18 protein-coding genes are annotated in these 26922 nt (G+C 67.8%); 5 read left to right on the top strand and 13 right to left on the bottom strand.

Annotated elements, in window-relative coordinates; all coding sequences use genetic code 11:
• Positions 1–141 precede the first annotated feature (141 nt).
• Positions 142–621, bottom strand: a complete 480-nt coding sequence (locus TA3x_RS21700) for a thioesterase (RefSeq protein WP_435016764.1) — start codon at positions 619–621, stop codon at positions 142–144.
• Positions 622–838: 217 nt separating this feature from the next.
• Positions 839–2017 carry a potassium channel family protein gene (locus tag TA3x_RS21695; protein WP_435016763.1) on the bottom strand — a complete coding sequence of 393 codons (1179 nt, stop codon included), beginning with the start codon at positions 2015–2017 and terminating at the stop codon, positions 839–841.
• 702 nt (positions 2018–2719) lie between these two features.
• On the opposite strand from TA3x_RS21695, the gene TA3x_RS21690 reads away from it, so the two are divergent.
• The gene (locus TA3x_RS21690; protein ID WP_435016762.1) at positions 2720–7435 is read left to right on the top strand and encodes a beta strand repeat-containing protein; all 4716 of its coding nucleotides are present in this window, start codon (positions 2720–2722) and stop codon (positions 7433–7435) included.
• Positions 7436–7502: 67 nt separating this feature from the next.
• Here TA3x_RS21690 and TA3x_RS21685 read toward each other — a convergent pair whose 3' ends face one another.
• The 4 genes from TA3x_RS21685 to TA3x_RS21670 form a co-directional block, all read right to left on the bottom strand.
• Positions 7503–8618 (bottom strand): aminopeptidase, encoded by a 1116-nt coding sequence (locus TA3x_RS21685; protein ID WP_435016761.1) that lies wholly within the window; start codon positions 8616–8618, stop codon positions 7503–7505.
• Positions 8619–8748: 130 nt separating this feature from the next.
• On the bottom strand, positions 8749–8874 hold the full coding sequence (locus tag TA3x_RS21680; RefSeq protein WP_435016760.1) for a hypothetical protein: 126 nt from the start codon (positions 8872–8874) through the stop codon (positions 8749–8751).
• A complete protein-coding gene (locus tag TA3x_RS21675) occupies positions 8861–9925 on the bottom strand; it encodes a hypothetical protein (RefSeq protein ID WP_435016759.1) in 1065 nt (354 codons plus the stop codon). Before TA3x_RS21675 ends, TA3x_RS21680 begins: the two co-directional genes overlap by 14 nt.
• Positions 9922–11292, bottom strand: coding sequence for an aspartate aminotransferase family protein (locus TA3x_RS21670; protein ID WP_435016758.1), 1371 nt, complete (start codon positions 11290–11292; stop codon positions 9922–9924). Before TA3x_RS21670 ends, TA3x_RS21675 begins: the two co-directional genes overlap by 4 nt.
• Before the next feature lie 135 nt (positions 11293–11427).
• Between TA3x_RS21670 and msrA the strand changes: the two genes are divergently transcribed.
• The 3 genes from msrA (at position 11428) to TA3x_RS21655 (ending at position 14678) form a co-directional block, all read left to right on the top strand.
• Positions 11428–11901 carry a peptide-methionine (S)-S-oxide reductase MsrA gene (msrA, locus tag TA3x_RS21665; protein WP_435016757.1) on the top strand — a complete coding sequence of 158 codons (474 nt, stop codon included), beginning with the start codon at positions 11428–11430 and terminating at the stop codon, positions 11899–11901.
• Between the two features lie 15 nt (positions 11902–11916).
• The gene (locus TA3x_RS21660) at positions 11917–13188 is read left to right on the top strand and encodes a threonine synthase (RefSeq protein WP_435016756.1); all 1272 of its coding nucleotides are present in this window, start codon (positions 11917–11919) and stop codon (positions 13186–13188) included.
• Positions 13189–13292: 104 nt separating this feature from the next.
• Complete coding sequence (locus tag TA3x_RS21655) at positions 13293–14678, top strand: DUF1501 domain-containing protein (RefSeq protein WP_435016755.1); 1386 nt, start codon at positions 13293–13295, stop codon at positions 14676–14678.
• On the opposite strand, the gene msrB is transcribed toward TA3x_RS21655, so the two are convergent.
• The 6 genes from msrB to TA3x_RS21625 all read right to left on the bottom strand — a co-directional run bounded on the left by msrB (position 14657) and on the right by TA3x_RS21625 (position 24701).
• Complete coding sequence (gene msrB / locus TA3x_RS21650) at positions 14657–15067, bottom strand: peptide-methionine (R)-S-oxide reductase MsrB (RefSeq protein WP_435016754.1); 411 nt, start codon at positions 15065–15067, stop codon at positions 14657–14659. The two genes, TA3x_RS21655 and msrB, sit on opposite strands and share 22 nt — an antisense overlap.
• A 31-nt stretch (positions 15068–15098) precedes the next feature.
• Positions 15099–15965, bottom strand: coding sequence for a tetratricopeptide repeat protein (locus TA3x_RS21645; RefSeq protein ID WP_435016753.1), 867 nt, complete (start codon positions 15963–15965; stop codon positions 15099–15101).
• A 112-nt stretch (positions 15966–16077) separates the two neighbouring features.
• Positions 16078–16326 (bottom strand): hypothetical protein, encoded by a 249-nt coding sequence (locus TA3x_RS21640; protein ID WP_435016752.1) that lies wholly within the window; start codon positions 16324–16326, stop codon positions 16078–16080.
• Positions 16327–16562: 236 nt separating this feature from the next.
• The gene (locus TA3x_RS21635; protein WP_435016751.1) at positions 16563–19973 is read right to left on the bottom strand and encodes an efflux RND transporter permease subunit; all 3411 of its coding nucleotides are present in this window, start codon (positions 19971–19973) and stop codon (positions 16563–16565) included.
• Positions 19974–19985: 12 nt separating this feature from the next.
• Positions 19986–23438: an efflux RND transporter permease subunit gene (locus TA3x_RS21630; protein WP_435016750.1), complete on the bottom strand. Its 3453-nt coding sequence runs from the start codon at positions 23436–23438 to the stop codon at positions 19986–19988.
• A gap of 48 nt (positions 23439–23486) precedes the next feature.
• Positions 23487–24701, bottom strand: coding sequence for an efflux RND transporter periplasmic adaptor subunit (locus TA3x_RS21625; RefSeq protein WP_435016749.1), 1215 nt, complete (start codon positions 24699–24701; stop codon positions 23487–23489).
• Between the two features lie 433 nt (positions 24702–25134).
• Here TA3x_RS21625 and TA3x_RS21620 point away from each other — a divergent pair, with 433 nt between their 5' ends.
• Complete coding sequence (locus TA3x_RS21620) at positions 25135–25437, top strand: putative quinol monooxygenase (protein ID WP_435016748.1); 303 nt, start codon at positions 25135–25137, stop codon at positions 25435–25437.
• A 15-nt stretch (positions 25438–25452) separates the two neighbouring features.
• Here the strand turns inward: TA3x_RS21620 and TA3x_RS21615 are convergent, their stop codons facing one another.
• Positions 25453–26922 (bottom strand): DUF1501 domain-containing protein, encoded by a 1470-nt coding sequence (locus TA3x_RS21615; protein WP_435016747.1) that lies wholly within the window; start codon positions 26920–26922, stop codon positions 25453–25455.

Raw genomic sequence — 26922 nt, 5'->3', positions numbered from 1 at the left:
CCGATCACGCCCTCGCCCGAGCCGGCCGGGCCCTGCGTGTCGTCCTGCGGCAACGATCGGGTGGCGGCCGGGCAACGCCGGGGGGGGGCGTATGCGAGGGAGGCATCCCTGCCTACCGGCTGGATCGGACCCTTCGGACGATCAGCCCAGCAATTCGACGATCCGCTTGACCTTCTCCGCGCCCAGCGATGCGACGAGCGGCTTGATGGCCTCGATCGCGTCGAGGAGGTCCGTCTCGACGGCCGACGCGGGCTGCCGCGGGGGCGGGGCGAGGTAGGAATCGAGGGCGGGGCGGCGTCCGCGGCGGGGCGGCGTGCCGGGACGTCCGGCCTCCTCGGCCTCCCGCTCCTTCTTGCGGAGCTGGGACTTCACCGCCGAGAAATGCTGCGGGGCCATGACGATCCCGTATTCCCGGAGGATGAACTCGCTGGCCTCCTGCGGCGACTCGATCCCCCGCTCGATCGCGGAGCGGGCCGCCTTGGCCTTGGACATCGGCCGGCCCCCGGCCGAGCCCGCGGGATCGGCATCGCCTTCATCGTCCGAGTCGTCGACCTCCGGCTCCTCGACCTCGGGGACGTCGGCCTCGACCGCTTCGGCCTTGGAGGGGCGCGAACGTGCCATCTCAAACTCTCCAATATGATGACGCAGGCGAATTGAATTGACTACAATTTATCCCTAGATCATGAATAATGCAATCCACTCGCTGTGCATGTCATGAATATTCCGCCCCTATCATCGTCATGATGCGATGATGCCGCCACAATCGTCAAACATCAGTCGGGGGGGCAGGAAGGAACACCGATCATCGCCGGGCATGGCGGCCCCGCGGCGGCCGCGATCATTCTTCGGGATCGGGCTCGATGGGGGGGATGGTCGGCAGGGGCTGGTTGCGCGACAGGAAGACGCGGCTCAGGAGGATGAGCTGGTCCCCCTTGGCGAGGGGCCCGGACTCCTTGCCGACCGGGTTGAGGTTCATCTCGTCGCCGCGCTGGATGCCGATCAGGAGGCAGGAACGCTTGTCATCCCGATTGCGGACGAACATGCTGGCGATCTCGGCGAAATCGCGGCCCACCAGGCTTTTCGGGATCGGATAGAGATACATCTCATTGGCATCGCGCCCGACCGTCAGCAATTCCTGATAGACCTGGGTCATGCCGTGGAATAATGCGGATCGCGCCAGCAGGCGCAATCCCAGCTCATCCGATGAGATGATCTCGTCTGCACCCGCTTTCATGAGATGATGGCGATTATTGACGTTGTGGCATTCGACGGAGACGTTGGGGACGGCCTCCCCCCGGCAGATATTGCGGATGGCGATGCACGTCAGGATCGTCTTGCCGTCGGTGTGCTCCCCCTGCCTCGCGTCGGAGAGGATCACGACGGAGTGGGCCTTGGGGACCCTGGCGCGGCGGAGGATCACCTCGTTGGTGGGGTCGCCCTTGACGATGTAGACGTCGTTGAAGGCCGCATCATCCTGCTTGTCGGGGAGGTCGATCTCCTCGGGGCTGTCGTGGATGATGACCACGGGCCGCTTGTCCTGGATGATCTTGCTGTGGACCTCGCGGATCCATTCCAGCCCGCGCGGGCCCCAGTTGCACAGGACCAGGTGATCGTCCATCTCGAAATTGGCCACTTCGTTCCTCCGCATATTCTGGTCGATCAGGATCGACGCCACCGAGCCGGTGAACAGGCCCACCAGGCCGACGCCCAGGCCCAGCAACAGCATCGAGATCAGGCGGCCGATCGCCGTCTGGGGCGGATTTTCCAGGCCGCTGAACAGCATCACCCAGACGTTCCAGAAGGACTCGGTCCAGGTGTTGAAGTCCGGGTTGTCCTTGCCCTCGGCCAGGCCGATGCCGATCGCCCCCAGGATCCAGAGGATCGACATGGCCGCCATGAGCCGGAGGACCTGATTGCGTCGGATCGCGGCCCAGACCTTGTGGGCGAGGTCGGGCTGGGAGAGGGCCGCGCGGAGCTGCTCGACGGAAGGGACTCTCGACTTCCGACTACGTTTCATGGGGCCTCGATGCCGGGTCGCAGATCATGTATCGCGGCGTCGCCGCCCCGGCTGCCGGCGGGGCCGGGGGCCTGTCGCGGCCGATCGTCTTCGCTTGCGTGGGCATGGTCGCGGACGGTGCCCGGCTCGAGGCCGCGAGGCACGACCCTACAATGCGACCGAACCAGCAGACGCCGGCCATGCCCACGCAAGCGGAGAGGACCCCGATCTCATCGCGCCCGGGCCGGGGCCCGCGCGCACCATCGTTGGGGTGACGCCTCCAGTGTGAGCGATTGTGCCAAGAAATACAACATCCTGGCTCCCCGACCGCACCGGCTCGCCTTTCGGCGCACACCGCCCGGGAATCGAGCGGCTGCACGCCGGGCCCACGCCAACGCTCATTGGATCCGCCACGATGCGACGATCCCACCCGCCCCATCCACGCCCCGGGCATGTTGATTTCGCGAAACAGCTATCTTTTTGATTGCAAGCATGCATTGGAATGAGCAGAATCATCCCAATCCAACACATGCCTTTCGTTGGAATGCTTTGCACATTCGATTGTCCCTGATGATCGGGCGACGCGATGCGAGGTGTTTTTTTGACAAGCGTTGGCCCGCGGGTAAACTGTCTTTAATATTCTGCCCAGATTGCCATTACCATCCCCGCAATCATCCCGGCCGACCGGACCCGGTCCGCGACTCGCCGGTGGAGATCGGATCCATGAAACGACGACGTGGCTCGGCCGGACTGTTCGCGAGGCGGCATTCCCGCCCGGGGCCGCGCCGGCTCTCCCTGGAGCAGTGCGAGGATCGCCTCCTGATGGCGGTCTTCACGGTGTCCAACACGAATGACAGCGGGCCCTTCTCCCTGCGGCAGGCGATCCTCGATGCGAACGCCAGCACCGGGAGCCAGATCGACCGGATCGTCTTCGACCTGACGTCATCGCAGACGATCACGCCGGCCAGCCAGCTGCCCAACATCGACCGGGCCAACCTCATCGTGGACGGGACCATCCCCAACGATGCCACGCCCGATCCGAACGACACCACCCGGGTGGAGATCAGCGGGGCGTTGCTGACCGGCGGCAACGGCCTGAACGTGACCGCCACGGGGGCGACGATCAGCAACCTGGCGATCAACCGGTTCCGGGGGAGCGGGATCGCCCTGCTGGGGACCGGCAACACGATCATCGGCTGCTACATCGGGACCGGCCGGGACGGCGTCGCGGCCCTGGGCAACGGGGCCAACGGCATCCAGGTGGTCGGGATCAACAACCTGATCGGCCTCGCCGACGACACCGCGAACAACCGGGTCAACCGGAACGTGATCACGGGCAATCAACTGGCCCAGGTCTCGATCGGGGCCACGGCGAACAACACGACCCTCCGCAACAACTTCATCGGCATCAATGCCGCGGGGACGGCGGCCCTCCCGCCGGCGGCGAACACCCCGGTCGGGGTGGACGTCGCCTCGCAGAGCAATCGCATCGGCACGGGCCTGGCCGGCGAGGCCAACGTCATCTCCGGCAACTCCACCGGGATCAACATCGCCGCGACCACGGCCAACAACAACACGGTCTCGGGCAACTACATCGGGACCAACGCCGCCGGCCTGGCCGCCATCCCGAACGCTCAATATGGCATCTACGTCACGGGCCCGACCGGCACCCTGATCGGCGGCATCAATGATCCGGAAGGCAACCTGATCTCCGGAAACACGCTGGCCGGGATCTTCGTCCAGGGCGCGACGACGACCACCACCCAGATCTACAACAACTCGATCGGCATCAAGAGCGACGGGACGGCCCTGGGCAACGGCAGCGCCGCCGGCTTCGGCGGGATCCGGCTGCTCAACACGGCCCCCTCGGTCTTCATCGGCAACTTCCTCGGCGCCGCCGAGCAGGTCCTGCCCTCGCCCACCGACCCCGGCAACATCATCGCCTTCAACCTCGGGGCGGGCGTCGTCGTCGACGGCGGGACCACGTCGACCTCCCCCGGGTCCCTGATCCTGTCCAACTCGATCTACTCCAACGTCGCCCGGGCATCGGGCGATGCGGTCTACAACGGCCGGGGGATCGTGCTGACCAACAACGGCAACGCCGGGATCACGGCCCCCCTGCTCGCGGTCGCCGAGGCCTCCTCGACCGTGACCCACGTCGCGGGGACGTTCCAGGGGGCGGTCAACACGCCGTATCTGATCCAGTTCTTCACCAACACGTCGGCGGCCCGCTCGGGCCTGGACGGGACGACCCCGCTGGGCCAGCTCTTCATCGACGCCCAGAGCGGCAACACGCCGACGTTGACCATCCCCTTCGACTTCGTCACCCCCTTGCTGGCGAACCTCGGGGATTCGATCACGGCGACCGTCACGCGGATCGGCGCGACTCCGGGCACCTCCCAGTTCTCGCAGAGCCTGGTCGTGGCCGAGGCCCTGAACCCCGACCTGGAGGTGACGACGACCGCCACCCCGCAGGTCCCCCTGATCGGCCAGGACTACACCTACACCATCCGGATCCGCAACCTCGGGGTCAGCACCTCGACGAACATCCAGCTGTTCGAGACGTTGCCCTCCAACGTCACGCCGGTCTCCTACCAGATCGGCAATGCCGCGCCCCAGACGCTGGGGGCGGTGACCAACATCACCCTGTCGATCCCCAACATCGGGCCGGGCCTGTTCACCGACGTGCAGATCGTGGTGCGGCCCCGGACGTCCGGCGTCCAGCTCACCAACACGGCCTCGGCCTACGGCCGGGCGTTCATCAACGGGATCTTCGCCCGCCAGTACGAGCCGAACTTCCTGAACAACGTCTCGACGCTGACCAGCCCGACCATCGGGCTCAGCTCGGACCTCCAGATCTTCCTCACGCCGGTCCCCGAGGAACTCGCCATCGGCGAGGACGTGATCTTCGCGGTGACGGTCCTGAACGCCGGCCCGAGCATCGCGGCCGACGCCCGGTTCACGATCGACCTCCCGGCCAGCATCATCAACGTGACCGCGGACGCCCCCTTCACCCGGTCGGGCAACACCCTCACCTTCGACCTGGGCAACTTCCCCAGCGCGAATTTCTCGAGGACCGTCTCCATCCGGGGCACGGCCGGCGAGGTCGGCACGTTCACCAGCCAGGCCACCGTCTTCGATGGCACCGGCCAGGCCGACCCCGACCCGTCCAACAACACCACTCCGCCCGCCTCGATCACCGTCCTGGAGGCGGCCGACCTGTCGGTAACCCTGGCCGCATCGCCGGCCCCGGCGCTGATCGGCAGCCCCCTGGAATTCAAGATCCTCGTAGCCAACGCCGGGCCGTTCTCCGCGACCGCCGCGGTGCTCAACTTTGCCGCACCGGCGGGCATGGTCTTCGATTCGGGGAGCCTGAGCGTCGGCGGCATCGGGACGATTTCGGCCGATGGGTCCACCGTGACCTTCAACGAGTTGGCGGACGGCGGGCAGGTGACGGTCACATTGAGGTTCATCCCCACGGTCGCCGGCATGTTCACCGCCACGGCGACGATCGCCAATACGGCACAGATCGACCGCACGCCGGAGGATCTGACCGCCAGCACGGCGGTCTCGGTGAGCCCGTCCGCCCTGAGCGTGTCGATCATCAGCCCGACCGGGCCGATCGCCCTGAACGCCCCGACCTCCTACACGTTCCGGGTCTTCAACACCGGCGTGGGCGCGGCCCAGGACGTGACGCTCAACGACAACCTGGGTCAGATCGCCTCGTTCGCCGGGGTCGTCGTCCCGGACGGGGCCAGCTACACGATCAGCGGCAACAGCCTGACCGTGAGCCTCGGCACGCTCCAACCCGGCGAGCAGCGGGACGTCACGATCACCGTCCTGCCGGCCCGATCCGGTGTGCTGACCAACAGCGTCGCCGTGGCCACCAACGGCTACGAGCCCGACCGGTCGGATAACGTCGCGTCGTCCAGCACCGTGGTGGCCCCCGCCGACCTGGCGATCACCAGCACGGTCTCCTCGGCGCCGGTGCTGGTGGGCGACCCGTCCACCTACACCGTGATCGTCGCCAACAACGGCCCCGCGACGGCTACCAACGTCGTCGTGACCGACATCCTGCCGGCCAACGCCCGCCTGCTCGGCGTGTTCGTCAGCCAGGGGACGGTCGGCGGGGTCGGCGTGCTGACCTTCAACCCGGGCGACCTCGCCCCGGGCGCCTCGGCAATCCTGACCTTGATCGTGGCCCCGACCTCGGTCGGCCCGATCGTCAACTCGGCGTCGGTCACCTCCGACAACTTCGACCCGGACCCGGCCAACAACTCGGCCACGTCGAGCTTCCCCGGATTCAACCAGCCGGGCACGCTCGGGCTGACGGCCACGGTCGGCTCGGTCAACGAGAATGCCGGTTCGATCACCTTCACGGTGAATCGCGTCCTGGGGACGCAGGGGACCGTCACGGTCCAGTACGCGACCTCCGACCTGACGGCCCGCGCCGGCGTCAACTACGTCGCGACCTCGGGCACGCTCACCTTCCTCGAAGGGGAGCAGAGCAAGACCATCACCATCCCGGTCCTCAATGACGGGATCATCGGCGAGAATCTGGATTTCGCCCTCACGCTGTCCAACCCCGGCGGCGACGCCTCGCTCGGCAACGCCTCGGCGGTGGTCACCGTGGTCAACACCGACCGCGACTCGGTCGCCCCGCAGGTCTCCAGCATCGTCCCAATCCAGACCAAGCAGGGGATCACCGGATTCGTCATCACTTTCAACGAGGCGATGGACCGGGCCCGGGCCGAGTTGCTGACCAATTACGCCGTCTCGATCTCGGGCCGCGACCCGGGCCGAGGTGCCGGCAACGCGGTGAGCATCACCGGCGCGACCTATGATCCGGCGACCCGCACCGTCACCCTGACCACCGCCGACACGCTGCCGGCCAACCGGTTCTACCAGCTCAACCTCAACGGCTCGGTCGGCCTGCCGCTGGTGGACCTGTCGGGCAACCCCCTGGACGGCACCGGGACCGGCGTGGCGGGGCAGAACTACCTGACCACGATCGGCCAGGGGAACCGCCTCCGCTACCTCGACGCCAACGGCAACCTCGTCACCATCTCGCTGACGCGGGGCGGGACCATGACGATCACCCGCGACGCCTCGGGCAACGCGTCCGTGATCAACCTGGCCAACATCGTCCCGCGCCGCAGCATCCTGAACGGCAGCGTGACCCGGACCAAGCAGAGCACCAGCCGCCGGGTCCAGATCGGGGTCATCACCGGATTCCGCCGCTTCGGCGACGTCCGGAGCAACCTGACCACCGCCCCGTTCTTCGCCTCGTTCGCCCCGGTCAGCGTGAACGGGGAGACCCTCTCCAACAACCCCAACCAGGGCGGCGGCAACGGCGGGGTGCCCATCCTGCGTGGCCCGAACCTCAATCGGGCGGCCATCGTGTCCCGGTCCGTCCCGGTCCGGCCCCGCTCGTTCTGAGCGGGTCGGATCCGGCAGGAAACCACGAGGGCGGCCCCGGGCGAGAACAGCCCGGGGCCGCCTTCTTTCATTCGGGGTCGAGGTTCTGGAGTTCCTCCGGGACGAACTTGCCGTCGACCCGGATCGGCACGCCGTCGAACGAGATCGTGCCGCCGCCGTACTCGGCCCGCTGGATCTGGACGAGGTCCCAGTGGACCTTGGAGCGGTTGCCGTTGTCGGCCTCGTCGTAGGCGTTGCCGGGCGTCAGGTGGAAGCTGCCGGCGATCTTCTCGTCGAACAGGATGTCGCGCATCGGGTGGAGGATGCGGGGGTTGCAGCCGATCGACCACTCGCCGATGTAGGACGCCCCCTCGTCGGAGTCGAGGATCCGCCGGAGCTTCTTGCGATCCCCGCCCGAGCAATCCGCCTCGACGATCTTCCCCTTCTCGAAGACCAGCTTCACGCCGTCGAACGACGTCCCCTGGTAGACCGTGGGGGTGTTGAAGCGGACGTGCCCCTCGACCGAGTCGCGGACCGGGGAGGTGAAGACCTCGCCGTCGGGGACGTTCATCTCGCCCGAGCAGGGGACGACCGGGATGCCGGCGATTGAGAACCGGAGGTCGGTCTCCGGCCCGGTGATGTGGACCTCGCTGGCCGCCCGCATCCGCTCGACCAGCGGGACGAGGGCCTTGGCCAGCCGGGGATAATCGAGGTTGCAGACGTCGAAGTAGAAGTTCTCGAACCCCTCGGTGCTCATCCCGGCCTGCTGGGCCATCCCGGCGTTGGGCAGGCGGAGCACGCACCACTTGGTCTTCCGGATCCGGCAGTCCATGTGGACCGGCTTGAAGAAGTGGGTGTTGTACAGGTTCATCTTCTCGGGCGAGACGTCGGCCATCTCGTTGATGTTGCGGGCGCCCCGCAGTCCGATGTAGGCCTGGACCCGGCCCATCCGGTGCAGCTCGCACTCGCCGATCAGCCGCATCTGCGCCTCGGAGGCGTTGCGGATCAGCTCGCGGGTGATCCGCGTGTCCTTGGTCTCGACCAGGGCTGAGGCCCCCCGCCGGGCGGCCTTCTGGACCAGCAGGCGCGGCAGGGTGCTGTCTTCCAGGTCGAAGCATTCGATCAGGACCGACTCGCCCGCCTGGAGTCGCGTCGAGTGGCCGATCAGGATCTCGGCGAGGACATCCCAGCGCGGGTCGGGCATCGTGTGGCTCTCGCATTCAGGGGTCGGGGCGGCGTGTCGGGACGCCGATTATCCGGGCGCCGGCCCCTCCGCACAATCGCCGAGCCCGGCCGAAGGGTGGCCGCGAGCAAGATGAGTGCTGCGAGGCGGGTCACCACCCGGCCTTCACCATCCAGACGTACCCCTTATAGAACTCCACCGCGGTGTAGAAGATGATCGCGATCGAGGCGACCGCGATCATCCAATCCTTGATGGACCAACGATTATCGGGGGGCATCAGACTCGCCTCGTGTATCGACCAGGGCCGCACCGATCGCCCGGATCTTCCGATGCAGCCGATCGATGGATTCGTGGTCGTAGCATTCGGCCTCGACGCGCTCGGCGTGGAACAGCAGCGAGAGCAGGCCGTCGACCAGGACCACGGACAGGAGCGTCCTGTTCGCCAGGACGCCGAGGAGGAAGTTCAGGGCGTACCACAGGTCGACGTCCTCGCCGAGCAGCCAGTCGAGGTCGAGTTCGCCCCAGGCCTCGCGGAGGATCAGCCCCACGCCGAGCAGGGCGAAACCCCGGGCGATCGCCCCGACGCCCCTGAGCCGACGCACCGCCTCGTCACGCCCGCACGGGCGGACCAGCGCCCCGGCCCGGGGCAGCCAGACCAGCGGGGCGATCGACAGGCAGAGGACGCCGAGGATCAGGCCCCGATGCGGCACCACCTGGACCAAAATGGCCAGCAGCACGAAGGTGACCAGCGATTGCAGCGGCGACGCCACGACCACCAGCAACCCGGGCAGCGTCGACTCCGGGAGGACCCGCTTCAACACCCGCGCAGCCCTCGACAGGGCGGGCAGAAGCGAGAACAGGGACGGGACGTAGAAGCCCAGGATCCCCCGGATCACGTTGGTGGCCAGGAGGACCGCCTCCACGCCGTGCTGGTGCAGGACGCGGGGGAACGGGATCAGGAACAGCGGCATCATGCCGAAAAAGCCCAGGGCCCAGGCCAGGCGCGCCAGGAGGCAGGACCATCGCAACCGGGGCCCGAGCCACGTCGCGGCCACGAGCGAGAGCACGAAGGCGGCCGTCACCCCGCGGAGATACCAATTCAGCCCCGCTTCCAGCATCACCACCGACGGCGCGGGGTCCCTGAGCCCGAACCGCACCGAGGCCGGCTCGGCCCCGCCGGCGAAGCTCAGGGCATACGAGGCCGCCGCCGCCGCACAGGTCCAGCACAGCGCCCGCGTCCGCCAGGCGGCATACTCCGCCGCCCAGGGTTCGGGGGCAGGGGGAGGTTCGGCGAACCGGGGATCTCCCGACCCTGATGCGCCGGTCAATCCCCCCTCCCGACCGCGGACAGCACTTCGTCGAGGCAGTCGACCAGGAAGTCGGCGTCGTCGCGGGAGAGGCACATCGGCGGCTTGATCCGGAGGACATTGCCGTACAAGCCGCCCTTGCCGAGCAGCAAGCCCCGCTCCTTGCACAGCTCCATCACGTCGGCCGTCTCGGTCGTGGCCGGCTCCTTGGAGATGCGGTCGCGGACCAGTTCCACGCCCAGCATCAGCCCCAGGCCCCGGACCTCGCCGATCAGGGGATGGCGGCCCGTCAGCTCCTCAAGCCGCCCCTTGAGGTGGGCGCCGACCACGCGGGCGTTCTCCTGGATCCCCTCGGCGTCGATGACCTCCAGGGTGGCGAGCCCCTGGGTCATCGAGATCGGGTTGCCGCCGAAGGTGTTGAAGTGGATCCGGTTCTTCATCATCGCGGCGACCTCGGGCCGGGCCACGCAGGCCCCGAGCGGGGCGCCGTTGCCGATCCCCTTGGCCATCGTGACGAGGTCGGGCGTGACCCCCCAGTTCTCGAACCCCCAGAACGCCGCGCCGGTCCGGCCGAACCCGGTCTGGACCTCGTCGGCGATGCACAATCCCCCGTGCTTGCGGACGATGTCGTAGACGATTCCGAAGTATTCGGGGGGCGGAGTGACCACCCCGCCCACCCCCTGGATCGGCTCTCCGATGAAGCAGGCGACCTCGCCCGGTGTCTCGTGCCGGATCAACGGCTCCACGTCGCGGGCACACTTCACGTCGCAGCTCGGGTAGGTCAGGCCATACGGGCAGCGATAGCAGTAGCCCGGGGTCGCGTGCTTGACGTTGACGACCGGGCTCGACTTGAACTTCCAGGTCCCGACCGCGGTCAAGCCCATCGCTCCCTGGGTGCCGCCGTGGTACGAGTTGCGGAGGCTGATGACCTCGGCGTTCCCGGTGTATTCGCGGGCGGCAAGGATCGCGACCTCGTTGGCCTCGCTCCCGGAATTCGTGAACGTGCTGACCGACAGCCCGCTCCCCTCCGGCATGTGCTCCGCGAGCTTCTTGCCGAACTCGGCGATGGTGGGGTGGAGGTAGATCGTGGTCGTGTGCTGGAGCTTGCCCACCTGCTCGCGGACCTTCCGCACGACCTCCGGGTGGCAATGGCCGACCGAGACCGTGACGATCCCCGCGAAGGCGTCCAGATACCGCTTGCCGGTCTCGTCCCAGAGGTACTGCATGTGCCCTTCGACGACCATCAACGGCTCGCGATAGAACGTCACCAGCCCCGGCGTCAGGTACTCCCGGCGCAGGGCCAGCACCTCGTCGCGGCTCGGGCCGTCGTAGGGCTCGGGCCGGTGCGAGGTATCGGGGAGCCGTGCCACCTTGGTCGTCTCGATCATCTGCGGATCTCCGTCGATTCGTGCCGTCCGGCCCATGATGCCCGGAGTCGGCCCGGCCGACAAGTTGATCGGCGCCGATCGCCCGCCTACAAATAGGGGGAGATGACGGGTTGATTGGCCGGAGGCGAGGAAGCGATGAAGAAGGCGACATTCGGTGCAGGCTGCTTCTGGGGCGTCGAGTCGGCGTTCCGCCAGATCCCCGGCGTCGTGGACGTGGCCGTGGGCTATGCCGGGGGCTACTACACCAACCCCACCTATCGCGACGTCTGCACCGGCCGGACCGGCCATGCCGAGGTCGTGGAGGTCGACTACGACCCGTCGCAGGTTTCCTATGACCGCCTGCTGGACACCTTCTGGCAGATCCACGACCCCACCACGCCCAACCGCCAGGGGCCGGACATCGGCACGCAGTACCGATCGGCCGTGTTCACCCACGACGACGAGCAGAAGGCGGCGGCCGAGGCCAGGAAGGCCGAACTCGACGCCTCGGGCCGGTTCCGCCGCCCGATCGTGACCGAGATCACCCCGGCCTCGACGTTCTATCGCGCCGAGGAATACCACCAGCGCTACGACGAGAAGAACGGCCGATCCGGCTGCGCCATCCACTGATCCGAAAGGGTGGCGATGGGTTTCGTATCTCACCTGGCCTGCCCGACCTGCGGAGCGACCTATCCCCGCGATCGGGCGATGAACCTGTGCGAGAAGGACGGCCGCCCCGTTCAGGTCGTGCTCGACCTGGAGCGGCTGGCCGCCGCGCGGGGGCGTGACGGCGGCTGGGATCCGTCCCGGCGCGACCTGTGGCGGTTCGGCGGCCTCCTGCCGCTCGACATCGCCGACCCGGCCGACCGCCGCTGGATCGTCCCGATCGGCGGCGGGGGGACCCCGAGTCTCGACTACCCCCACCCCTGGGCCGATCGGCTCGGGTGCCGGTTCGAGGTCAAGGACGAAGGGCGGCACCACGCCGGGTTCGGCGGCAATCCGACCCTGTCGTTCAAGGATCGCGGCATGGCCATGACGGTGGCCATGGCCCGCAGCCTGGGCCTGACCCGGCTGGCCGTGCCCACCCAGGGCAACGCCGGCGACTCGCTGGCGGCCTACGCGGCGGCGGCCCCGGACGTCGAGGCCGCCATCGTGATGTCGCCCGACACCGACCGCCCGGTCCTGGGCAACGTCGCCGCTCTGGCCGCGCTCCACCCGGGCCGGATCGGCCTGGAACTCGTCGCCGGGACGATCGTCGACTGCGCCGCGAGGGTCCGCGACCACTACGTCCCGCGCGGGTTCTTCAGCGTCGCGACCTTCCAGGAGCCGGGCTGGCGGACCGAGGGGAAGAAAACCCTGGGCCTGGAGATGGCCGAGCCCCAGGGCGACCGCCTCGCCGACCGGACCTGGAGCCTGCCCGACGTGATCGTCTACCCCACCGGCGGCGGGACCGGCGTGGTCGGCATGGCCAAGGCGTTCGACGAGTTGGAGGTCCTCGGGCTGGTCGGCCCGAAGCGCCCGAGAATGGTCTGCGTCCAGAGCGACGCCACCGCCCCGATCGTCCGCGCCTTCGACGCCGGGGACACCGACATCACCCCGCGCGAGCCGGGATCGACCGTGGCCACCGGCCTCAACGTGGCCAAAAACGTCGGGCACATCAACGTCCTGCGGATCATCCGCGACACGGGCGGGTGCGCCGTGGCGGTGTCCGACGCCGCGATCCGCGACGCGATCCGCGCCGAGTGGCGCGACCGCCGCTTCGCCTGGTCTCCCGAGGGGGCCGCCACCCTGGCCGCGCTCCCGGAACTGGCCGATCGCGGGACGATCCGCCCCGGCGACCGCGTCGTCCTGGTCAACACCGCCTCCCCCGAGAAATACCTACCGACCATCCGCGACCTGTTCGACGGAGGGCTGTGACCTGGAAGTCCGCGTCATCGCTTGTCCCGGGCCCCGGCGAGGGGTAAGCTCGAAATGCGCACGGGACCCCGGGCGCATCCTCACGACGGGAGAACGATGGGATCATGTTCCAAACCAACGGCCCCGGCATGATCCGTCGCGAATTCCTCCAGGTCGGGTTCTCGGGCTACCTGGGGCTGGGGCTGCCGAACCTGCTCGCCGGCAGGGCCCGCGCCGATGCCCCGTCGCCATCCCCGCGCGCGAAGTCGATGATCCTGGTCTTCCTGACCGGGGGGCTGGGCCATCTCGACTCGTTCGACATGAAGCCGGATGCCCCCGAGGGGATCCGCGGCGAGTTCAAGCCGATCGACACGAGCGCCGCGGGGGTCCGCTACTGCGAGCACCTGCCCGGGATGGCCCGCCACGCCGATTTGCTGGCCGTCGTGCGGTCGATGTCGCACGCCCACACCAATCACCTGAATGCGACCCATCAACTCCTGACCGGCCACCCGCAGCCGGGGGCGTTTTTCGACAAGGTCGCCTCGCGCGACGACTACCCGAACTACGCCTCGGCCCTGGACTACATCCGGCCCCGGGGCGACGGCGTCCCGTCGGGCGTGCTGCTGCCGACCTACCTGATGGAAGGCCCGCTCACCTGGCCCGGGCAGCACGCCGGCTTCCTCGGGCCGAAGTTCGACCCGCTCCAGATCCGCCAGGACCCCAACAAGCCCGACTTCCGCGATGAAAGCCTGTCGCCCCCCGCCGGGTTCAGCGTCGAGACCATGAATCGCCGCCGATCGCTCCTGGATGAACTGGCCGCCACCCGCGACCAACTGGCCGAATCGGTCTCCGGCAAGGATCCGATGTCGGAGCAGCGGGAACTGGCCTACAACCTCTTGCTCTCGGGCAAGGTGGCGCGGGCCTTCGAGATGGACCGGGAACCGGCCGAGGTCCGCGACCGCTACGGCCGCCACATGTTCGGCCAGTCGCTGCTCTTGGCCCGGAGGCTGGTCCAGGCGGGCGTGCCGATCGTCCAGGCCAACATGGGCCGGGTGCAGAACTGGGACACCCACTCGGGCAACTTCAAGAGGCTCAAGAACGACCTGCTCCCGCCCCTGGACAGGGGGGTGTCGGCCCTGCTCGACGACCTGAAGTCGCTGGGGATGCTCGACGAGACCCTGGTGGTGCTGGCCGGGGAGTTCGGCCGCACGCCGAGGATCGGGGCTTCGACGGGCAACGCCAACGGCCCCGACGGCCGCGACCACTGGTCCAAGGCGTTCTCCGTGGCCCTGGCGGGGGCCGGCGTGCAGGGGGGCCAGGTGATCGGCCAGACCGACCGGATCGGGGCGTACCCCTCGACCCGGCCGTATGCCCCGGCCGACCTGGCCTCGACGATCTACCGGGCCCTGGGCATCGACCCGACCACCGAGCTGCGCGACCGGTTCAACCGGCCGATCCAGCTCTGCATCGGCGAGGAGATCGCCGGCCTCTACTCCGGGTCGGTGGCCTGACCCTGGAGCTCGAGCGACGCCGAGTTGATGCAGTAGCGCATCCCGGTCGGGGCCGGCCCGTCGTCGAACAGGTGCCCCAGGTGGCCGCCGCACCTGCGGCAGGTGACCTCGGTCCGGATCATCCCGTAGGATCGGTCGGCGTGCTCGGCGATCTTCGAGGGGTCCAGGGCCTGGTAGAAGCTGGGCCAGCCGGAGCGCGAGTCGTACTTCGCGTCCGACGAGAACAGGGGCTCGCCGCATCCGGCGCAGCGGTAGGTGCCCGGCGTCTTCGTGTTCCAGTACTGGCCGCGGAAGGCCGGCTCGGTCCCCTTCTCGCGCATGATCCGGAACTGCTCGGGCGTCAGCAGCTCGCGCCATTCCTTTTCCGTCTTCTCGACCGCATCGGCCATCGGGGATCCTCCGGGTTGGGCCCGCCCCGGGTCACAGGGCGAAGGAGAGTCGGCGTCGATAATCCGTGACGATCTCGGAATCGGCCGGCAGCAGGTGGAACAGGGAGATCATCAACTTCCGGGCCGATTCGCCGGTGTTGCGGCGGTCGCGCTCCACGAGGTCAAGTGCCAGGTCGAGCGCCTCGGTGGTCTCGCCGGCGGCGGCCAGGGCCTCGGCCAGCGCGAGCTGGCGGGGCAGGTCGCCCGGGGCGGCGGCCAGGTCCTCGCGCAGCCGGGGGATGTCGCCGGCGGACGCCCCGCTCGATTTCAGGGCCAACTCGGCCTGGATCGACTCGACCTCCGGCTCAAGATAGCCGCGGCGGGCCAGGGCCTCGACGATCTCGCGGGCCTCGTCGATCCGCCCCCCCGCCAGCGCCAGCCGGGCCAGGCCGGCCTTCGCGGGCACGAAGTCCGGCGCGGCCGCCAGGGCCTCGCGGTACCTGGCCTCGGCGGCCGCCGGGTCGCCGGCTTCGAGGCCCAACGCCTCGGCGGACAGGATCTCGGCCGGGGAGGGGAGGACGCGGGCCAGCCACGCCCGGATCATCGACTCCGGCTGGGCCCCGACGAACGAGTCGACGATCTTCTTGTCGCGCACCGCGAACACCGCCGGGATCGATCGCACGCCGAACCCGGCCGCGATGTCGCCCAGCTTGGCCGTGTCGGCCTTCGCCAGCAGGAATGCCCCGTCGTACTCGTGGGCGAGCTTCTCCAGGATCGGGCCCAGGGTGCGGCACGGTTGGCACCACTCGGCCCAGAAATCGACGACGACAGGGATGGTGGCCGAGCGCTCGACCACATCGTCGAGGAACGTCTCGGCCGTGACATCGAACACACGACCAACCGGCAGGATCTCGGACATCGCCACCACACCTCGGCTTGCAGGCCAGGACGCATCACCCCACGTCGCCCCGCTACCCTCATGGTAGGAACGGCGACCCGGAGTGGCAATGCGTCGGCCCGGGCCGGCGCGGTCAGTGGGCGAGGCCCACGCACTCCGCCAGCGGGGTGCCGGGCAGGAACAGCATCAGCTGATCATCCCGGCCCGGGGCGAAGTCCGCCACGACCCAGCCATGGCAGTCCTCGCAGGTCCCCAGGATCCTGTCGGGAAATGCCTGGTCGGGCTGATGGATCTCCAGCGGCGAACCGCATCCCATGCACAGCATCGCCAGCCCGCGACTGGGATGGGATGAGGCGTTCTTGACTTTCAGGCGGACAGCCATCGTCCGCGTCGTGTGATCAACCATTGGTCACAACTCTTGAAAAGTGACCCGGATGACGATCATCCGGGATTATTTCGGCCTTGATTCTTTCCATACTACCACGAAGCCGACCTGAGATCATCGATTTCTTTAGATAACGGCCATTCTTAAGCAGGGATGGAGCCATGCATCGATCGAATTCATGGATAACCTCCGCGGACATACGCGCGGCATGACCCCGGCCCCCGATCCGGGCTTCAGGCCCCGGAATAGGCGGGTTCCGCCTTGTTCGGGCCCCCCTTACCATCCGGCCCCCCCTCGATCCCGTCGTGGAAGTCCGCATCGGGGCCCGGGGCCGAGGCGGGGTCGATCCGCCTCCGCACGCGGGAGATGAGGTTGTTGAACCCCTGAATCACGTAATAAAAGACCGGTGTCAGGAAGATGCCGAACAGGGTCACGCCGAGCATGCCGGCGAAGACCGCCGTGCCCAGGGCCCGCCTCATCTCCGAGCCCGCCCCCTCGGACAGGGCCAGCGGTACCACGCCGAGGATGAAGGCCAGCGAGGTCATCATGATCGGCCGGAGCCGGAGCTTGCAGGCGTCCAGCGTCGCCTGGTAGCCGGGCACCCCCTCCTCGCGGCGGGCCTTGGCGAATTCCACGATCAGGATGGCATTCTTGCACGCCAGGCCGACCAGCACGATGAAGCCTATCTGGGTGAAGATGTTGATGTCCATCCGGGCCATCTGCACGCCCGCGACCGAGCAGAGAAGGCACATCGGCACCACCAGGATGACTGAGAACGGCAGCGACCAGCTCTCGTACTGGGCGGCGAGCACCAGGAAGACCAGGACCACCGCCAGGATGAAGACGTACATCGCCGTCGAGCCGGTCTCCAGCTGGAGCAGCGCCAGCTCGGTCCACTCGGTCCGCATCGAGGGGGGCAGGTCCCGTTCCATCAGGTTGTTGACGGAGGTGATGGCCTGGCCCGAGCTGCTGCCGGGGGCCGGCGATCCGTTGACGGCCGCCGACGGGTACATGTTGTACCTCATGATCAGGACCGGCCCGCTCACCGGGCGGACGGCGGCCATGGCGCCGAAGGGGACCATGCCCCCCCGCCGGTTGCGGATCTTCAGGGATTTGAGGTCCTCGGTCTGCTTGCGGAAATCGGCCGCCCCCTGGACATTCACCTGCCAGGTCCGGCCGAAGCGGTTGAAGTCGTTGACGTAGAGCGAGCCGAGGTAGACCTGGAGGCTGTTATACAGCTCGTCCATGCCGACATCCATCGCGTTGACCTTGTCGTGATCGATATCCAGGAAGATCCACGGGGTGTTGGCGCGGAAGCTGGTGAACAGGCCGGTGAGCCCCGGGTCGGCCCCGCCCTCGGAGACGGTCTTCTCGGCGGCGGCCTGGAGCGCCTCCAGCCCGTTGTCCCCCCGGTCCTCGATCACCACCTTGAACCCGCCGGCGGTGCCCAGACCCTCCACGGGCGGGGCGCCGAAGACGTTGACCAGCCCGTCCAGGATCTCGTGCTGGAGCCGGTCCTGGAGCGTCGCGGCGATCGCCTCGCCGTGCAGCTCGGGCTTCAGGCGGTGGTGGAATTCTTCCAGCATCACGTAGACGGCGCCGAAGTTGGGCGCGTTGGCGTTGAGCAGGATCGACTGCCCGGCCAGGGCCACCGTGTGCTCGACGCCCTCCGTCTCCCTGGCGATCGCCTCGACCTTCCGCATCACCTTCTGCGTCTGCTCCACCGAGGTCGCGTCGGGGAGTTGGACATTGACCAGGAGATAGCCCTTGTCTTGCGCGGGGATGAAGCCGGTCGGCGTCCTCTGGAACGTGTCATAGGTCAGGTAGAGCAGGCCGGCGTACAGGACCAGCACCGCGATGCTCCCGCGGAGCATCCAGCCGACGACCCGGGTGTAGGCGTTGGTCGCCGCCTCGAACCCGGCGTTGAAGACGCCGAAGAACCAGACCAGGACGCGGTCGAGCACCAGGCCGACGGCCCACCCGGCGACCGCCCCGATCAGGAGCGACGCGGCGACCGCCGACCAGGCCGGCCACTGGTGCGCCAGCATCGGGGGTTCAATCTGGGGGGTCAGGAACGCGAAGGCGGCCCAGGCGCCGATCAGGGCGTAGGCCAGGCCGGGCAGGGCCTCCGGCTTCTCCCGATTCTTGGGCCGGATGAGGAGAGCGGCCAGCGCGGGGGACAGCGTCAGCGAGTTGAACGCCGAGATCAAGGTCGACGTCGCGATCGTCAGCGCGAACTGCCGGAAGAACTGGCCCACGATCCCCGTGATGAACGCGCACGGCACGAACACCGCCGTCAGCACCAGCCCGATAGCGATCACCGGGCCGCTCACCTCCTCCATCGCACGGATCGTCGCGTCCCGCGGCGCCATCCCGTGCTCCACGTGGTGCTCCACCGCCTCCACCACCACGATCGCGTCGTCCACCACGATGCCGATGGCCAGCACCAGCCCGAACAACGTCAGGTTGTTCAGCGAGAAGCCCATCCCCGCCATCACCGCGAAGGTCCCCACGATCGCCACCGGCACCGCCACCAGCGGGATGATCGCCGATCGCCAGTTTTGCAGGAACAACAGCACCACGATCGCCACCAGGATCACCGCGTCCCGCAACGTCTTGACGACCTCGTGGACCGACTCCTTGATGAACGGGGTGGTGTCGTAGACGATCGCGTAGTCGACGCCCTTGCGGAACTCCTTCTTGAGTTCCTCCATCTTGTTGCGGACCAGCTCGGCGGTCTGCAGGGCGTTGGAGCCCGGCCTCTGGTAGATCGATAGGGCGACCGACGGCTTGCCGTCCAGGGTGCAGGTCTGGTCGTAGCCCTGGGCACCTAGCTCGATGGTGGCGACGTCGCGGAGCCGGACGATCCGGCCGGCGGCGTCGGTCTTGAGGATGATGTCGCCGAACTGGTCGGCGTCCACCAGCCGGCCCAGGGTGGTCATCGTGTACTGGAAGACCTGACCGGTGGGCACCGGCGGCTGGCCGATCTGGCCGGCGGCCACCTGGGTGTTCTGCTGCGAGATCGCCGCCGCCACGTCGGTCGCCGCCAGGTTGCGGAAGGCCATCTTGCCGGGGTCGAGCCAGACCCGCATGCTGTAGTCGCGCTGGCCCAGGTAGGTGATGTCGCCCACGCCGTCGAGCCGGGACAACTCGTCGCGGATCTGGATGGTGGCGTAATTACTGAGATAGAGGTTGTCCTGCGAATCGTCGGGCGAGAACAGGTTGACGATCATCAGGATGCTGGGCGACTTCTTCTTGACCATCACCCCGCGCCTTTTGACCAGCTCGGGCAGGATCGGCTCGGCCAGGCTCACCCGGTTCTGGACCAGCACCTGCGCCATGTCGAGGTCGATGCCGATCCGGAAGGTGACCGTCAGCGTGTACATCCCGTCATTGGTGCATTGGGATGACATGTACATCATCCCCTCGACGCCGTTGACCTGCTGCTCGATCGGCGCGGCGACGGTGTCGGCCACCACCTTGGCGTTGGCCCCGGGGTAGTAGCCGGACACCTCGACGGTGGGCGGGGTGATGTCGGGATATTGCGAAACCGGCAGCGCACCGACGCTGATGCCGCCGGCCAGGGTGATGATGATCGAGAGCACCGAGGCGAAGATCGGCCGATCGATGAAGAATCGCGACATGGGCGGGGGGCCTCACTTCTGTTCGACGAGTTCGCCCTCGCGATCCTGGATCGCGACCGGCACCGCTAGCTCATCAACCCGGGGACGCTTCGCGGGCCGTTTCCGGCGGGCGATCATCTCGCGGAACAGCCGCCCGGAGAGGATCGTCAGGGGGAACTTCAGGATCTTCTGCAGGGCGGGCGAGCCGAACAGCCGCGTCTCGCCCAGCCAGTCGATGGCGAAGAAGAAGACCGGCGTCAGGAGCACGCCGAAGATCGTCACGCCGAGCATCCCGCTGAAGACGGTGGTCCCCAGGGTCCGCCGCATCTCGGCCCCGGCCCCGTGGCCGTACAGGAGCGGCAGGACCCCGAGGATGAACGCCAGCGAGGTCATGATGATCGGCCGGAACCGGAGCCGGCAGGCGTCCAGCGTCGCCTGCCGCCGGCTGATCCCCTTGTCGCGCTGGTGCTTGGCGAACTCGACGATCAGGATCGCGTTCTTGCTGGCCAGCCCGACCAGCACCACGAACCCGATCTGGGTGAAGATGTTGATGTCCTGGCCCGCCAGGTTCACGCCGATGATGGCGCTCAGCAGGCACATCGGCACCACCAGGATGATCGCCAGCGGCATCGACCAGCTTTCGTACTGGGCGGCGAGCACCAGGAAGACCATGACCACCGCGAAGCCGAAGACCAGCATCGCGGTGTTGCCCGCCTGGAGTTCCAGGTAGGCCAGCTCGGTCCACTCGAACTTCATCGAGTCCAGGAGGTTCTCCCGGCCCAGCTTCTCCATGATCGCGATGGCGTCGCCGGTGCTGGTGCCCGGGGCCGCCGCCCCGTTCAGCGGCGCGGCCGGGTACATGTTGTACCGGGGGATCATCAAGGGGCCGTTGATCTGCTGGAAGTCGGCCAGGGTGCCCACCGGCACCATCGTGCCCCGGGCGTTGCGGACCTTCAGCCGCTTCACGTTCTCGATGGCGTTGCGGAACTGGGGGTCGGCCTGGACCACGACCTGCCAGGTCCGGCCGAACTTGTTGAAGTCGTTGACGTAGAGCGAGCCCAGGTAGATCCGCAGGGTGTCGAACAGGTCCTTGAGCGGGACCTCCTTGGTCATGCACTCGGCCCGGTTCACGTCCACGAAGTACTGGGGGACGTTGGCCCGGAAGGTCGAGGCCATGTTGGCCAGCCGCTTGTCCTTCTTGGCCAGGTCCAGGACGTTCTCGGTCTGGCCTTCCAGGACCGACACCCCGTTGTCCCCCCGGTCCTCGATCATCAGCTTGAACCCGCCGGCGCGGCCCACGCCCCGGACCGGGGGCGGCCCGAGCACCGTGACCATCGCCTCGGGGATCTGGTCGGCGAACGCCTTGCGGAGCTTGGCGATGATCGCGTCGCTGTACAGGTCCGCCGTCGGCCGCTCCTCGAACGGATCGAGCACGCAGAACATCGACCCGAAGTTCGACCCGTTGGCGCCCAGCAGCAGCGATTGCCCGGTGATCGCCTGGGTGTGCCTAACCCCGGGCATCTTCTTGGCGATCGCCTCGATCCGGTCCATCACCTCCTTGGTGCGCTCGTTCGACGTCGAGTCGATGAGCTGGACGTTGCAGAGCAGGTAGCCCATGTCCTGCGACGGGATGAAGCCGGACGGGGCCCGCTTGAACTCGACGTAGGTCAGGGCCAGCAGCGCGACGTACCCCACCAGGCTCACGGCGGCGAGCCGGAGCAAGATCCCGACCGTCCAGGTATAGAGGTCGGTCGCGAGGTTGAAGCCCCGGTTGAAGATCCCGAAGAACCAGACCAGCAGCTTGTCGAAGCCGATCCCTATCGCCCACCCGGCCACCATCCCGATCAGCCCAGCCAGCACGTTCGCGCCGGCCTTGTATGGCCCCATGCGGGCCGCCAGCTCGGGGCCGAGGTAGAGATAGGCCAGCCAGGCGCCGAACAGGGCATAGGCCGGCTTGGGCAGGGCCACCCGGTTGGTGTTGGTCCTCGGCCGGATGAGGAGAGCGGCGAGTGCGGGGGACAGCGTCAGCGAGTTGAACGCCGAGATCAAGGTCGACGTCGCGATCGTCAGCGCGAACTGCCGGAAGAACTGGCCCACGATCCCCGTGATGAACGCGCACGGCACGAACACCGCCGTCAGCACCAGCCCGATGGCGATCACCGGGCCGCTCACCTCCTCCATCGCCCGGATCGTCGCGTCCCGCGGCGCCATCCCGTGCTCCACGTGGTGCTCCACCGCCTCCACCACCACGATCGCGTCGTCCACCACGATGCCGATGGCCAGCACCAGCCCGAACAGGGTCAGGTTATTCAGCGAGAAGCCCATCCCCGCCATCACCGCGAAGGTCCCCACGATGGCCACCGGCACCGCCACCAGCGGGATGATCGCCGATCGCCAGTTCTGCAGGAACAACAGCACCACGATCGCCACCAGGATCACCGCCTCGCGGAGGGTCTTGAACACCTCGTTGATCGAGTCGCGGATGAACGGGGTGGTGTCGTAGCGGATCTCGTAGCCGATGCCGACGGGGAACGAGTGGCTCAACTCCTCGATTTTGGCCTTTACCAGGTCGGCGGTTTCCAGGGCGTTGGCGTCGGGGAGCTGGAAGATGGCCATCGACATCGATGGCCTGCCGTTGACCGAACAGCTCAGGTCCTCGTTCTTGGACCCGAGCTCGACCTTGGCGATGTCCCGGACCCGGACGATCCGGCCGTCGGCGGTCTTCTTGACGATGATCCTCTCGTACTGTTCCACATCCTCCAGGCGCCCGAGGAGGCTGATCGGCACCTGGATGAGCTGGCCGGAGGGGACCGGCGGCTGGCCGATCTGGCCGGTGGCGACCTGCATGTTCTCGCGGCGGATGGCCGCCACCACGTCGCTGGCGGTCATGTCGCGGGAGGCGAGCTTCTCGGGGTCGACCCAGATCCGCATGCTGTAGTCGCGCTGGCCGAGCATGCCGATGTCGCTCACGCCCGGGATGCGGAGGATCTCATCCTTGAGGTGGATCAGGGCATAGTTGCTCAGGTAGAGCTGGTCGTAGCGGGGGTCGGGCGAGTTGAGCGCCATCGCCAGCAGGATGTCGGGGGCCTTCTTGCGGGTCGTGACGCCGGTCTGCTTGATGACGTCGGGCAGTTTGGGCGTGGCCAGGTTGACCCGGTTCTGGACCAGGACCTGCGCCATGTTGAGGTCGACGCCGTGCTTGAACGTGACGGTGAGGTTGTAGCCGCCGTCGTTGGTGCACTGCGAGGCCATGTACATCATGCCCTCGACGCCGTTGACCTGCTCCTCGATCGGCGTGGCGACCGAGTCGGATACGACCTGGGCGCTGGCCCCGGGGAAGGTGCAGCTCACCTGCACGACCGGCGGCGCGATCGGCGGATATAGCGCCACCGGCAGGGTGAATAGCGCGATCCCCCCGGCGAGCGTGATCACGATCGACAGGACGGCGGCGAAGATCGGGCGATCGATGAAGAAGCGAGAGATCACGGCCTCTCCTCCCGGTGCGTCAAGGGCCGTCGGTCGGGCGGGCGGGCGTCAGTGGATCGAGGCGTGGGTCGGGGCCTTGCTCTTGGCCGGGTCGATCGGCTTCGCCGCGGCATCGGCCGCCTGCTTGCGGAACTCCTCCTCCGAGCGCGGGACGACCTTGATCCCCGGCCGGACCCGCTGGAGCCCGCTGACGACGACCCGGTCGCCCATGGCCAGCCCCTTGTCGATCACCCGCTTGCCATTGCTCAGCGAGCCGACCTCGACGATCTGGTAGACCACCTCGTCCTTGTCGTTGACCACGTAGACGAATTTCTTCCCCTGGTCGGCCCCCAGGGCCTGCTCCGAGATCAGGATCGACTTGTGGGGCGAGCCGACCGGGAGGCGGACACGGACGAACATCCCGGGCGAAAGTATGCGCGGCTTGGGGTTGTCGATCGACCCGCGGACCCGCAGGGTCCCGGTGCTTGAATCCACCTTGTTGTCGCTGAAGTTGATCTTGCCCACGTGCGGGAACGTGTTCCCCTCGTCGGCCAGCCCGATCAGCACCGGGCGCTCCTCCTCCTGCCGCGACTTGATCTTCCCCTCGCTGATCAGTCGGCGGAACCGGAGCATCACCCGCTCGTCGACGTCGAAGTAGACATACATCGGGTCGAGCGACACGATCGAGGTCAGCGGGGTGGTGTCGGCCTGGACCAGGTTGCCGGGGTCGACCATGCGGCGGCTGAGCCGACCCGAGATCGGCGCCGTGACCCGGGTGAACTCCAGGTTCAATTGCGTCTTGTCGACCTCCGCCTGGGCGACCCCGACCAGCGCGATGGCCTCGGCGTAATCCCCCTGGATCCGGTCGTATTCCTCGCGGCCGATCGCGTTGCGGGACAGCAGGACCTCGGCACGCGAGTGGTCGCGCGACAGCCGGCCCAGGTGGGCCTTCCCCTGTTCGAGGCTGGCCAGGGCCCGGTCGTGCTCGGCCCGGTAGGGACGGTCGTCGATCTCGAACAGGAGGTCCCCCTGGTTGACCTCATCGCCGTCGACGAAATTCACCTTCTTGAGGTAGCCGGTCACGCGGGCCCGGACCTCGACCGACTGGACCGCGTCGACGTGCCCGATGAACTCCTCGTAGTCGGTCACTTCCTCGGTGGTCGGCAGGCTGACCAGGACCTCGGGGGGCTTACTCTCGGCGGGCTTCGCGACCGGCCGGTCGCACCCGGGGGCCATCAGGGATCCCGCCATCAGGGCCGCCAGCAAGCCGTCGCGACGAAGCATGCGAGATTCCGCCTGGGGTTAACCCGTCGATCAATCGAGGGGGGAGGGTCGTCTCGATCGTGGAGCCATCCGGCCGGCCCGGGGAGGGCCGACATCTCATCAGCATCCCGCCCCGGCCGATGGCCAGGACGAGCGGTTCGGGCGGGGAGGCGGGGATCGGGGGGTGGATCTCATGCCACAAGGAGCGACAATCCGTCCCCGATTGGCCCGAGAATCCCGGGCCGAAGTCGTTTTACAGCAATGAATTAGCTAGTTTCGGCGAATTCGGGTCGCCGGGGTCCGGGTTCATTCTAGGCATTATCGATAATGAGTCAATCGTCCAGAACCACTTACTCCGACACCTGGGCCTTCGGGTTGATGGCGGCGGGGCGGGACTCGGCGTAGGATGGCACCCGGATGACCAGCCCAAACGATCTCGGAGGGGGACGCCGCGATGATCTGCCTTGCCGTGACCTATATCCTGCAACCCGGCCACGAGGCCGAGGCCTTCGACCGCCTGGCCAAACTCACCGCGGCGACGCGGGCCGAGCCGGGCTGCCGGATGTACCAGGTCCACCGCTCGCCGACCGACCCGCTCCGATTCTTCCTCTACGAGCAGTACGACGACCAGGCCGCGCTCGACGCCCACCGGGCCTCGCCCCACTTCATCGAGCACGTCGCCAACGGGATGGCGAAGATCCTGGCCAGCCGGACGCCGGAGATCTACGTCCCCTTGGAGGAGATCCCGACGCCCTGACCCGGCCGCATCGCATCAGGCCATCAGCTCCTTGATCACCCGGGCCGGCTCCACCCCGGTGAGCTTCTGGTCGAGGCCCTGGTAGCGGTAGGTGAAGCGATTGTGGTCGAAGCCGAGGAGGTGGAGGATCGTGGCGTGGAAGTCCCGGATGTGGACCGGGTCTTTCACGATGTTGTAGCAGAAGTCGTCGGTCTCGCCGTAGATCGCCCCCGGCTTCGACCCGCCGCCCGCCATCCACATCGTGAAGCAGCGCGGGTGGTGGTCGCGGCCGTAGTTCTCCCGGGAGAGCCCGCCCTGGGAGTAGATGGTCCGGCCGAACTCGCCGCCCCAGATCACCAGGGTCTCATCGAACAGGCCGCGAGCCTTGAGGTCCTGGATCAGCCCGTAGCAGGGCTGGTCGATGTCCTTGCACTGGCTGGGCAGGCGGGCGGCGATGTTGCCGTGGTGGTCCCAGTTGTTGAGGTAGATCTGGACGAACCGGACGTCGCGCTCGACCATCCGCCGGGCCATCAGGGCCGAGTGGGCGAACGAGCCGGGCTTGCGGGCCTCCTCGCCGTAGAGTTCGTAGGTCGACTCCGGCTCGTTGACGATCTCGGTCAGCTCCGGGACGCTGGCTTGCATCCGGAAGGCCAGCTCGTATTGCTCGATCCGGGTGCGGGTCTCGGGGTCGCCCACCGCCTGATAGTTCATCTCGTTCAGGGCGCGGAGCCCGTCGAGGGTGCGGCGGCGGACGTCGGTCGACACGCCCGGCGGGTTGTTGATGTAGAGGATCGGGTCCCCGCCCGAGCGGAACGAGCAGCCGGCGTGCTCGCCCGGCAGGTAGCCCGACGACCACAGCCGAGCGGAGATCGCCTGGATCTGCTCGGTGTTGGTCGGCCGGGCGACCATGACCACGAACGTGGGGAGGTTCTGGTTCAGCGCCCCGAGGCCGTAGGAGACCCACGACCCCAGGCAGGGGCGGCCGGTCACCATGTTGCCGGTCTGCATCAGGGTGATGGCCGGCTCGTGGTTGATGGCCTCGGTGTGCATGCTCCGGATGAAGCACATGTCGTCGACCAGCTTGGCCGTCTGCGGCAACAGTTCGCTCACCCACATGCCGCTCTGGCCGTGCTGGGCGAACTTGTACATCGACGGGGCGATCGGGAACCGCTTCTGCCCGGAGGTCATCCCGGTCAGCCGCTGGCCGTTGCGGACCGAGTCTGGCAGGTCCTTGTCGTAGAAGTCATTCATGACCGGCTTGTAGTCGTACAGGTCCATCTGCGATGGGCCGCCGACCATGTGCAGGTAGATGACCTTCTTGGCCTTGGGGGCGAAGTGCGTCAACGCCTCGGGGATCTTGCCCCCCTCGGCGGGGCCCGCCGCCGCGCGGGCACTCTTGCCGGCGTCGAACAGGGAGGCCAGCGCGGCCCAGCCGACCGCGTTGACGCCCCGGCCGAGCAACTGGCGACGGGTCTCGCCCTGGACGAATTCCTGGAACGGGTTCAT

The sequence above is a fragment of the Tundrisphaera macrotermitis genome (assembly GCF_051175315.1).
Taxonomy (GTDB): domain Bacteria; phylum Planctomycetota; class Planctomycetia; order Isosphaerales; family Isosphaeraceae; genus Tundrisphaera.
This window is presented reverse-complemented; position numbering and strand designations above follow the sequence as displayed.